This window comes from Subdoligranulum sp. APC924/74 (assembly GCF_003324125.1).
Lineage (GTDB): Bacteria > Bacillota > Clostridia > Oscillospirales > Ruminococcaceae > Gemmiger > Gemmiger qucibialis.
On sequence record NZ_PSQF01000090.1, the window covers coordinates 1 to 10,669 of the forward strand.

Sequence of the window (10,669 nt, forward strand, 5' to 3'; positions counted from 1 at the left end):
GCGAGGGGCTTTTGCCCCCGAAGCACGATGCGGGTACCGCAACCCGACATTATCGAGCATTTTGGCAACGCAGATGCCGTGCCGCAGCTGCCGGAGCGGTGCTTAAGCCGCAAGGCGGGAATTGTGCGGCGTTGCCAGAAGATAAAACAAAAAACAGGAAGGAAACACCTTGAGTTTGAACCATACAAAACAAAAAAGCTGGCCCCAGCGCCTGCTGGCTTTGCTGGCGGCGGTGGTGCTGTGTGCCGCGCTGCCTGCCGCCGCGCTGGCAGAGGAAAATACGGCCAGCATCCAGACGCAGGTGAGCGAAACGGATGAGGATATCCCCTGGGCGGATCCGCCGCAGAGCACCCCCGAAACCGGCCGGCCTGACCCTGCCGTGCCAACTCCGCCGCCGCAGGATCCCGCCACCCCGGAAACCGCCCAGACCGGCGAGCATCTGGAAGGCTACAGCCTGAGCCTGGGGGAGACAGTCACAATTTATTTTTACGTTACCCTGCTGGAAGATACCCCGCAGGATGCCGCCATGCAGTTTACCCTGCCGGATTCCACCGTAACACAGGTGGCAGTGGCAGATGCAAAGCAGGTGGAAGTAAACGGCAAAAGCTGCACCGCTTTCCCTTGCCAGGTGGCCGCCAAACAGCTGACGGATGATATTGAAGCCCGGATGGTGGTAAACGGTAAATATGGCCCGGTTTATACTTACACCGTAAAGGATTACCTGAACTACCTGCTGGAACACGATTATCCCCAACAGGCAAAGAAGCTGGCCGGCACCCTGCTGGTGTATGGCGGCAAAGCGCAGCTGTACTTTGGCTACCGGACCGATGCGTTAGCCGGCACTGCGGAGCCAAACTCCACGGCCAACTGGGGCAGCTACCAGTTTGAAAGCAGCGGCACCCAGACCGATGATTATTACGGTAGCAGCCTGCTGCTGGAGCCCGTTATCCAGATCCGCCACTATTTTATGGTGCCGGACGGCGCGGAATGCACTTTTACTTTTGCCTGGAACGCGGGTGAGCCCGAAACCGAATTGCAGCCCGTGGATACCAACACCCGCTTTGACGGCAAAAAGGTATATTATGTCGTTACACCGGCCATTGCGTTCCGCCGCGCGGATGCCATGCCGGTGGTTGCCATGCGGCAAAATGGGGCGGACCTGTGCATCCTGCGCTATGGGGTGTTCAGCTATGGCGATATGGTCCGCGCGCTGGCAGCGGTGGATGAAAGCCAGCTGCCGCTGCTGAACCTGCTCCGCGCGCTGGATGACCTGACCACCGCCGCACAGCGTTACAGCGTGGCAGGCTGATGCCGCAACGCCCCCAAATATAAAAAGGAAAACAGCAATGAAGAAAAAAATAATCCTGGCCGTTGTGGTGGCTGCCGTGGTGCTTGCCGTTGCCTTTGCACTGCACCGGCCGCAGGCAGGTACCCAGCCAACCCCGGAGCCGACCCGGCAGGCGGAAACGAATGATGCCGTCCCGGCAGAGCCCACGCCGCATCCCGCCGCGACGCCTGAACCGCAGCCCACGGCAACTACTGTCCCGCAGCAGACAACTGCCCCCAAGCCGACCCAGAAGCCCGCAACGAAAAAAACACCGGTGCTGAACGCCGCCGGTCAGCCCACCGCCAGTGCCGCGCCCGCAGAAAATGGTGACGGCAAACCGGCGGACAACACGAAGGAACCGACAGAAACCCCGCCCCCCAGCGCAACCCAAACCCCGCCTGTGGACGAGGAAAACATTGAATTGCCGTTTGTTCCGGCAGAATCATGAAGAGCGGCGGTAAGGACGATGCAAATGGAAACGTATATGCTGAATCTGTAAAACGGCGGAATGATTTTCCATGGTATAAAAACTCAGGCTGCCCCCAACAGGGAACAGCCTGAGCTTTTTGATACAGGATTATAATTTTACAACACTTTTGCCCCGTTGGCCGTCAGTTTAAAGGTGGCGCCCAGCAGGTCAGCGGCGCCGCGGCACATCAGCATGCGGTTCAGGAAAATTTCGAAATATTCGTACATCGAGCAGATGTCCGTGTCGATCTGCAGATTCAGCGAGATGACCTTTTTGTCGGTGTTGATCTTTAATGTCTGGTCCGTTACGGCGTAGTTGACCCGGTCGTGGATGTCAAAGCTGGCTTTGGGCTTTTCCCGCACGCGGCTGCGGCGCACATCAGTTTTGTCGCCAATAATCAGCGCAGCCGAAATGGGGTCCACCGCGCCGCCGGTGGATTCGTCATGGTTGGAAATGGCCGAAACAATGGTAATGCGGTCCGCAACGCTCAAATCATACTGCTTCAAAATCTCGTTGGCCAGCAGGCCGCCGTATTCCGCGTGGTGGGTGCGGTTGATGGCGTTGCCGATATCGTGCATGTACCCGGCAATTTTAGCAAGCTCAATATCATGGGCGCTGTAGTCAAACTTTTTCAGGATGTGCGCAGCGGTTTCCGCCACATGGATGCAGTGCGCCTGCGAATGGTCGGTAAAGCCCAAAAGTCCCAAATTCTGGTTGCCCTTTTTCAGCAGCTCGTTTACTTCGGCATTGTGTTTGATGTCATGGTAGGTCATGGTGATCCACACTTTCCTGTTGGTTCTTAGGCAATACCGCACAATTCTAAGTGCCGCAGCCGCCGGAGCGGTGCTTAAGCCGTCAGGCGGGAATTGTGCGGTGTTGCCCTTAATTTCAGTATAGGCCATTTGGCTGCGGGCTGCAACCATACCGATGTAAAGTTACGGTGAATCTTTTGCAAAGTGCGGGCTTACCCTAGGGTGTCAGATACACCTTAGTTTTTTCAGCGTGCCGTCCGGCAGCAGGGCAACGGTATCGCCCTCCTGGATGTTCTGGGCAGTCAGGGCTTCATCGGGGTAGGGAAGCACCCGCTGGGTACCGGCGGCATCGGCCAGCAGAACATCACACAGCACCGGCTGCCCGGCAGGCAGCTCCTCACAGCCATACAGCTGTTCATCAATGCGCAGAACGCGGCAGGTCATAATACAATACACTCCTTTGCCTACAGGGGCGGTCATCCGTTACACTTTAAGGCAATACCGCATAATTCTAAGTGCCGATACGGCGAGCGAGGCACGGCAGCTGCCGGAGCGGTGCTTAAGCCGCAAGGCGGGAATTGTGCGGTGTTGCCTTAAGGATACCGCTCCCGCACACGCCTGTCAAACCCCGCTTGCAATTTGGACGGGGGTATGGGATAATGGCTTACAGCAAAGGGCCATGCCGTTTGCGCTCGGCCGGATTGACCGGCGGAACGGGGCACAGGAACGCCCCCGATTTTTCCCCGAAAGGTGGATGTTTTTTATGTTGATACGCACCGCAGTCCCCGCCGATGCCGCCGCGCTGGCGGAGGTGGAGGCCCTCTGCTTCCCCGCAGCGGAAGCCGCGCCGGAACAGCAGTTCAGGGACCGTCTGCAGGCTTATGCCGGACACTTTTGGCTGATGTTTGACGGTGAAACGCTGATTTCTTTTGTGGACGGCATGGTGACAGACCAGCCCGATCTGACCGATGATCTATACGAAAATGCCGCTCTGCACAGCGAAACCGGCGCATGGCAGATGATTTTTGGCGTGGTGACCCGGCCAGAGTACCGCAAACACGGTCTGGCAGCCCAGCTGCTGAACCGCGCCATTGCCGATGCCCGCCAGCAGGGCCGCAAGGGTCTGGTACTGACCTGTAAGGACAAACTAGTACACTATTACGCCAAATTTGGCTTTGTGAACGAGGGTGTTTCCCAATCCACCCACGGCAATGTGGCGTGGAACCAGATGCGGCTGACATTTTAACAGGGATATAGAATGAAGCAAGCCCCCGGCAGGCAGCGGAGCACTGTTCATACGCTGTAAACTTGCCGGGGGCTTGTTTATTCTTTGCATTATGCTGTCATGCAAAGAGATTCATCAAAGGATCGACATGAACCACTCAACATGAACCACTCAACGGTTTTGGGGTCATAGTGGGAGAAGAAACGGCTTTCGCTCTGGTCCGGTGCCTCAATCGGTGTGGCAATAATCATGGAGATACTGCCCCACCGCCAATGCCGGCAAGGCCAGGGTCCCAGCCAACACCAGAAGAATCCGGCGGCTGTGACCGGCCTGCTGAAACGGCGCTCAATCCACAACCGGAACATCCAGCCCGAACTCCTGCGGGCGGAACCGCGGGCAGACATTTTCGGCGGTGCAGATGACCGAAGCCGCCAGCCGGCTGCCAATGCCGCAGGCTTCCGCCATCGTTTTGCCATAAGCGCGGCCAATGACCGTACCGGCAAAGAACGCATCGCCTGCGCCGGTGGTATCGATCACGTTTACCTTTTTGGCGGGTACAATGCCACTTTCGCCATCCGCGCAGGCGTACACCGCGCCTTTGTCCCCCATGGTAACAACCATGCAGGGGATGCGGGCGCTGCCTACATTAGCGGCCAGCGTGCGGCACATTTCCTCCGGCCCCATATGGTCGTATTCGTCAGAAAAGAGGATCCCCGCTTCCTGCTGGTTGCAGACAAAACAGTCGATTTGCTGCAAAAAGTCACGCCGCTCCATGGCAATGCTCATGTTGGAAACCGCGGCATATACCTTTTTGTGGTATTTCTGTGCAAAATACAAGACCTGCTTTACAGTGTCTTTTTCCAGATCAAGTTCAATGGCAATGCCATCGCAGTCCTTAAAAATTTCATCGCCTTTTTCGGCCAGCAGGTCGGTCAGGGGATTGGTGTCCGGCCGCTTGGAGATGGCGGCCACCACATCGCCCTCATTATTGAACACAGCCAGCCAGGTGCCCATGCCGTCCGGCACGCGCTGGATATAGCGGGTGTTCACCTTGTGGCGCGCCAGTTTATCAATAACATCCTGCCCTGTGCCAGTGTCATCCACCAGGCTTACAAAGGTGGGGCGCAGCTCCACGTTGGCGATATCCTCCGCCACATTGCGGCACACACCGCCGTGTACCTGTTCTACCCGCCCGGCGTTGCGCCCGCCCGGAATATAGGTGGCAAGGGGGTACCCCTTGATATCAACAAAAACTGCGCCGATGACAACGATCCCCATGCAAAACGCCCTTCCTTACCCAGGGTGCAGCGGAAAACAAGGAAACCGACTGAATGTTCGTCTTTTCAGCTGCACCGTATAACTGTAAACTTATGATGAACAGTTTACATGATTGGGGCCGAAAAAGCAAGGTTGGCGGCGATTTTTGCCGCTTTTGCGGCAAACTGTACCGCACGGACGGAATCTTTATCTCCTCTTTACAATGATTTTCCGCGGTGCTATAATAACAGCGGAAAACCGACCGACCGGTCGGTCAAGCACGCTAAAAAAGCTCCGTTTCCCCCTAAAAAGGGGCGCCACACGGCGGCTGCGCTGCGCTTCGGCGCTCCTTCCTTTTGGGGCAGCCTGAACCCGGCCGGTCGGTCACATCCGCCAACATAGGCCCGCCCAACGTGCGGGCAAAGGGAACAAACAAATGCCAAAATACAGTGTTAAAAAGCCATTTACCGTACTTGTGGCGGTCATATTGGTGGTGGTGCTGGGCTTTGTAAGCCTGACCGGCATGCAGACAGACCTGCTGCCCAATATGAACCTGCCCTACCTGCTGGTCATTACCACCTACCCCGGCGCCAGCCCGGAACAGGTGGAAAGCGATGTGACCCAGCCGCTGGAAAACAGCCTTTCCACCCTGAATGGTGTAAAGAACGTGACCAGCCAGAGTAACGAAAACTACAGCCTTGTCATTCTGGAATACCAGGACGACACCGACATGGACAGCGCCATGGTCAAGGCCAGCACCGCCGTGAACCAGCTTTCGGACAGTCTGCCCGATATGGCCAGCACCCCCACGCTGATGGAGATGAGCCCCGATATGATGGCCACCCAGTATGTTGCGGTGGACTATGAGGGGATGGACATCTACGAGCTTTCCGACTATGTGGAGGATACGATCGTACCCCAGCTGGAGCGCGTGGACGGCGTGGCCAGCGTTTCCACCACCGGCCTTGTCAAAAAATCAGTGCAGATCACGCTGGACCAGGACAAAATTGACGAGGTGAATGACAAACTGCTGGTCAAGGTGAGCGACCGCCTGGCCGAAGCCAAAAAGCAGCTGGACGAAAACGAGGCCAAAATCAAGGACGGCCTGGCGGAGCTGGACAGTGCCCAGAGCCAGCTGGATTCCGGCAAAGCCCAGCTGAATACCCAAAAGCAGAGCCTGACCCAGCAGCTGCGGGATGCCATCGACCAGCTGAACGAGGAGATCCCCAAGCTGGAAGAGCAGATTGCGGGGCTGAAAACCCAGCTGGACACCGCCCAGAGCAAGCTGAACCAGCTGAAAGTGGACCCCAGCAGCCTGCCGGAAGTGACGCTGCCGATCGATGATGCACTGTTTGCTTCCTGCAAAGAGATTCTGGCAAAATATGACCCCCAGTACGATGCAAATGCCATGCCCGCTAATTTGGAGGAAGCCAAGAGCGACCTGACCAAGATGGCCGCGATGCTGGCTTCCATCGAGCGCGCCCAGCAGGCCATTGAGAGCGAAGCTGCCGCCCTGACCGGCGGGCAGAGCGTCAGCGATGCCTGCGCCGCGCTGGACGCCCAGATCCTGACGCTGACCGTGCAGGTGCAGCAGAAGGATAACGAGATCGTTCAGCTGGAACAGCAGCTGGATACCGCCGCCCCGGAAGAGCAGGATGCCATCCGCGCGGAAATCGAAAGCAAAAAAGCTGAACAGGCGGCTTTACAGACCCAGCTGGACACTGCCACCAGCCAGCGCGCAGCCCTGGATGGTTACAAGAGTGATGAAAGCACCCTTTCCACCACCCAGACGGCCTTGCGGAACGCAACGGTGCTGCTGAAAGCCCGGCAGGAAGCCGAAGCCAGCCTGAACGAGAGCACCGAGGAACTGCGCCAAACCCTACAGCAGACGATTACCACCCTGAACACCCAGATCGACAAAGCCGAAGCTATGCTGGCCAATTTGAACGATCAGCGCGGCAAGCTGCAATCGATGCTGGAAAGCCTTTCTGCCAACCCGACAGACCCCCAACTGGCCGATATGGCCGTGCAGCTGCTGCTCAGCGGCACCGAAGCCCAGCTCAGTTTGGGCGAGTTCCAGATCAGCAGCGGCCGCACCCAGCTGGAAGCGGGCCAGACCCAGTTGGACTCCGCCCGCGAAGAGTATGAATCGGCCCGCGAGGAAGCGCTGAAAAGCGCCAATCTGGACCAGCTGCTGAACATGAACACCTTAAAGCAGCTGATCGCCGCGCAGAACTTCTCTATGCCCGCCGGTTACATTGACGGCGGGGAAGGGGACGATAACCAGTACATCTTAAAAGTCGGCGATGCGTTTGACAATGTGGATGAGCTGAAAAATATGGTCCTGTGCAGCATTGACGGCATCGGCGATGTGCGGCTTTCCGATGTGGCGGACATGGAGCTGACCGATAACGCGGACGACAGCTACGCCAAGGTGGGCAAAAACCGCGCCGTGCTGCTTTCAATCTATAAAAGCTCCACGGCTTCCACCTCGTCTGTCTCCAACGCAAGCACCGCTGCTATGAAAGAACTGATGGCAGAAAACGATGGCCTGCACCTGACCACCATCATGGATCAGGGCGATTACATCAAGCTGATTGTGAACAGCGTCATGTCCAACCTGATCGAAGGCGCTGTGCTGGCCATCATCGTGCTGGCTCTGTTCTTAAAGGATATCCGCCCCACGCTGGTGGTGGCCATCAGCATGCCGCTCAGTGTGTTGTTTGCCATTGTCATGATGTATTTCAGTGGCATTACCCTGAACATTCTCAGCCTGTCCGGCTTGGGGTTGGGCGTTGGCATGCTGGTGGATAACTCGGTCGTTGTCATCGAAAATATTTACCGCCTGCGCGGGCGCGGCATTCCGGCCCCGCGTGCTGCGGTGCAGGGCGCACGCCAGGTGGCGGGGGCCATCGTGTCCTCTACCCTGACCACGGTCTGCGTGTTCCTGCCCATGGTGTTTACCACCGGCATGGTGCTGGAGCTGCTTTCCGATATGGCATGGACCATCACGTTCAGCCTGCTGGCATCCCTCATTGTGGCCCTTACCGTGGTGCCCTGCGCCGGTTCCACCGTACTGCGCAAGCAAAAAGAGATCAAGCACCCCTGGTTCGACCGTTTCCTGAACGGGTACGAAAAGCTCTTGCGCTTCTGCTTAAAGCGCAAGGCCATCCCGCTCACACTGGCGATCGTGCTGCTGGCCGTATCGGTCTGGCGCATTGCCACCATGGGCGTGGTGCTCATCCCGGATATGGGCTCCAACCAGCTTTCGATTACGGTAACGGTGCCTGCGGATACCGAAAAAGAGGATGCCTTTGCCACCGCAGACGCCGTGATGGACGCCATTACCAACATTGACGGCGTGGAAACGGTGGGCGCCATGTCCGGCGGCAGCGACAGCACCAGCAGCATGCTGATGATGACCGGCACTGAGGGCACCACGGACAACACCAGCTTTACCTATTATGTTCTGCTGACTGACGAGGGCGCCAGCAACAGCAAGGCCATCCAGCAGCAGATCGCCGATGGTACCGATGACCTGAACTGCGAAGTGGACATCAGCGCCAGCAGCATGGATATGAGCGCATTGTCCGGCAGCGGCGTGGAGGTGGACATCTACGGCCAGAACCTGGACAGCCTGACCACCGCCAGCCAGCAGGTGATGAACCTGCTGAACAGCGTGGACGGCATCGAGAATGTCTCCAACGGGCAAGAAACCGGCGACGAGGAGGTGCATATCGTCATTGATAAGGACAAAGCCATGCGCCTTGGCCTGACGGTGGCGCAGGTGTACCAGCAGATCGCCGCAAAGCTCAGCACCGATACCACCGCAACCACCCTGAAAGTGGGCCGCGATACCTATGATGTGACGATTGTGGATAAGACCGATACCCCGAACCTGGACGATCTGTTCCAGATGGAGTTCATCACAACGACCACCGACGATGACGGCAACACCGTGAACGAGACCCATACCCTGGGCGAGTTTGCCTCCCGCACCAACGGCAACGCCTATGCGACCATTGCGCGCGAAAACGGCTCCCGCAAGATCAGCGTGACCAGCGATACCGCCGAAGGCTACAACACCACCCTGATCTCCCGTGATCTGAGCCCCCAGCTGGAAGCACTGGACCTGCCAGATGGCTGCACCGCTGAAATTGCCGGTGAAACCACCCAGGTGACCGAGATGATCCAGCAGATGGCCAAAATGATAGCCCTGGCACTGTTGTTTGTCTATTTTGTCATGGTGGCGCAGTTCCAAAGCCTGCTTTCCCCCTTCATTGTGCTGTTCACCATTCCGCTGGCCTTTACCGGCGGCATGATCGGCCTGATGATTGGCGGCGAACAGCTTTCGGTCATTTCGCTCATGGGCTTCCTTGTGCTGATGGGCGTGGTGGTCAACAACGGCATTGTGTTTGTGGATTACGCCAACCAGCTGCGCATTGGCGGGCTGGAGCGCACCGATGCCCTGGTGGCAACCGGCCGCACCCGTATGCGCCCCATCCTGATGACGACCCTGACCACCGTGCTTGCCATGGTAACGATGATCTTCAGCAAGGATGCCGGCAGCGAGATGGGCAAAGGTATGGCCATTGTTATTGTGGGCGGCCTTTCCTATGCAACGCTGATGACCCTGTTTATTGTGCCGGTGATGTATGACCTCTTCTACCGCAAGCCGCCGGTCAACATTGATGTGGGCGATGACGGCATGGATGACCTGCCCGATGATGCGGCCGAGTTTGCCGCAGAATTTGCCGCCCGCCGCGCAGCAGAGGGCAAGAACCAGCCGGAACCCGAAACACCGGATACCGCCGAGCACCGCCACTTAAAGATGCCCGGTAAACCCGATACCGAAAATGGGGAGGGGACGCCACAATGACACCAGATATCCGCAAAGAACGCGAAACCGCCCTGTACGAAGCCGCCTTGCGCCTGATTGCCAAGGGGGTAAGCCCCGCCGCCATGAAGGTGCAGCAGATCGCGGACGAAGCCGGAATCGGCAAGGGCACCGTGTATGAATACTTTGCCTCCAAGGATGAGATCCTGCAGGGAATGGCCCTGTACTGCTTTGATACCGAGATTGCCCGCATTGCCGTATTGATGGAGCCATGCACCACCCTGCAAGAGCTGGAGGACGCCGTGATGGCCTACCTGCAGGATCTTTCCGGCAACCGGATGGGAACCTATCAGGTGATCGCTTCCAGTATTGGCGCACGGGAGAACCTCCGCGGTATGGACGAGTGTGTGCAAGCCCTGCGTGGGGTGCTGCACAGAACCATGGCAGCCCTGCGGCAAAAAGGGGAGATCAACCCCGCCCTGCCGGATGATTACTGTGATCTGGCTCTGCTTTCCGCTGCGGCGGGTGGGCTGATAGGGCTGTGCTATGTTTCCAAGCACCCGGACGCGCTAACGCCCATACAAAACCTGCGCGTGTTGATCCACCGCGCACTGAACCCATAAACAAACAAAAATAAAAGCAGCCAGCCGCCCTGCCTGTGGGAATATTCCACGGTGGGGCGGCTGGCTGTTGTATCGGGGGAAAGTGGAGATAAGGCAACACCGCACAATTCCCGCCTTACGGCTTAAGCACCGCTCCGGCGGCTGCGGCACGGCATCTGCGTTGCCAAAATGCTCGATAA

8 protein-coding genes are annotated in these 10,669 nt (G+C 57.7%); 5 read left to right on the forward strand and 3 right to left on the reverse strand.

Annotation, left to right across the window (positions count from 1 at the left end; all coding sequences use genetic code 11):
* Window positions 1–175: 175 nt before the first annotated feature.
* Together C4885_RS13630 and C4885_RS13635 are read left to right on the forward strand one after the other, a co-directional pair.
* Entirely contained in the window at window positions 176–1,309 is a 1,134-nt protein-coding gene (locus tag C4885_RS13630) for a hypothetical protein (RefSeq protein WP_114000860.1), read from the forward strand.
* A 37-nt stretch (window positions 1,310–1,346) separates the two neighbouring features.
* On the forward strand, window positions 1,347–1,775 hold the full coding sequence (locus C4885_RS13635) for a hypothetical protein (RefSeq protein ID WP_114000861.1): 429 nt from the start codon (window positions 1,347–1,349) through the stop codon (window positions 1,773–1,775).
* Between the two features lie 137 nt (window positions 1,776–1,912).
* On the opposite strand, the gene C4885_RS13640 is transcribed toward C4885_RS13635, so the two are convergent.
* Window positions 1,913–2,569 carry an HD domain-containing protein gene (locus C4885_RS13640; RefSeq protein ID WP_114000862.1) on the reverse strand — a complete coding sequence of 219 codons (657 nt, stop codon included), beginning with the start codon at window positions 2,567–2,569 and terminating at the stop codon, window positions 1,913–1,915.
* A 204-nt stretch (window positions 2,570–2,773) separates the two neighbouring features.
* Entirely contained in the window at window positions 2,774–2,992 is a 219-nt protein-coding gene (locus C4885_RS13645; protein WP_242979604.1) for a hypothetical protein, read from the reverse strand.
* Between the two features lie 319 nt (window positions 2,993–3,311).
* Here C4885_RS13645 and C4885_RS13650 point away from each other — a divergent pair, with 319 nt between their 5' ends.
* Complete coding sequence (locus C4885_RS13650) at window positions 3,312–3,794, forward strand: GNAT family N-acetyltransferase (RefSeq protein ID WP_114000863.1); 483 nt, start codon at window positions 3,312–3,314, stop codon at window positions 3,792–3,794.
* 324 nt (window positions 3,795–4,118) lie between these two features.
* On the opposite strand, the gene C4885_RS13660 is transcribed toward C4885_RS13650, so the two are convergent.
* A complete protein-coding gene (locus tag C4885_RS13660) occupies window positions 4,119–5,051 on the reverse strand; it encodes a carbohydrate kinase family protein (RefSeq protein ID WP_114000865.1) in 933 nt (310 codons plus the stop codon).
* 415 nt (window positions 5,052–5,466) lie between these two features.
* On the opposite strand from C4885_RS13660, the gene C4885_RS13665 reads away from it, so the two are divergent.
* Both C4885_RS13665 and C4885_RS13670 read left to right on the forward strand, forming a co-directional pair.
* Complete coding sequence (locus C4885_RS13665) at window positions 5,467–9,909, forward strand: efflux RND transporter permease subunit (protein ID WP_114000866.1); 4,443 nt, start codon at window positions 5,467–5,469, stop codon at window positions 9,907–9,909.
* The gene (locus C4885_RS13670; RefSeq protein ID WP_114000867.1) at window positions 9,906–10,490 is read left to right on the forward strand and encodes a TetR/AcrR family transcriptional regulator; all 585 of its coding nucleotides are present in this window, start codon (window positions 9,906–9,908) and stop codon (window positions 10,488–10,490) included. Before C4885_RS13665 ends, C4885_RS13670 begins: the two co-directional genes overlap by 4 nt.
* Window positions 10,491–10,669: the final 179 nt, after the last annotated feature.

Bases quoted from the DNA above. Each gene is read 5' to 3' on its own strand.
- C4885_RS13645 (WP_242979604.1), bottom strand. From the start codon at position 2,992: ATGACCTGCCGCGTTCTGCGCATTGATGAACAGCTGTATGGCTGTGAG.
- C4885_RS13665 (WP_114000866.1), top strand. From the start codon at position 5,467: ATGCCAAAATACAGTGTTAAAAAGCCATTTACCGTACTTGTGGCGGTC.
- C4885_RS13670 (WP_114000867.1), top strand. From the start codon at position 9,906: ATGACACCAGATATCCGCAAAGAACGCGAAACCGCCCTGTACGAAGCC.
- C4885_RS13635 (WP_114000861.1), top strand. From the start codon at position 1,347: ATGAAGAAAAAAATAATCCTGGCCGTTGTGGTGGCTGCCGTGGTGCTT.
- C4885_RS13660 (WP_114000865.1), bottom strand. From the start codon at position 5,051: ATGGGGATCGTTGTCATCGGCGCAGTTTTTGTTGATATCAAGGGGTAC.
- C4885_RS13650 (WP_114000863.1), top strand. From the start codon at position 3,312: ATGTTGATACGCACCGCAGTCCCCGCCGATGCCGCCGCGCTGGCGGAG.
- C4885_RS13640 (WP_114000862.1), bottom strand. From the start codon at position 2,569: ATGACCTACCATGACATCAAACACAATGCCGAAGTAAACGAGCTGCTG.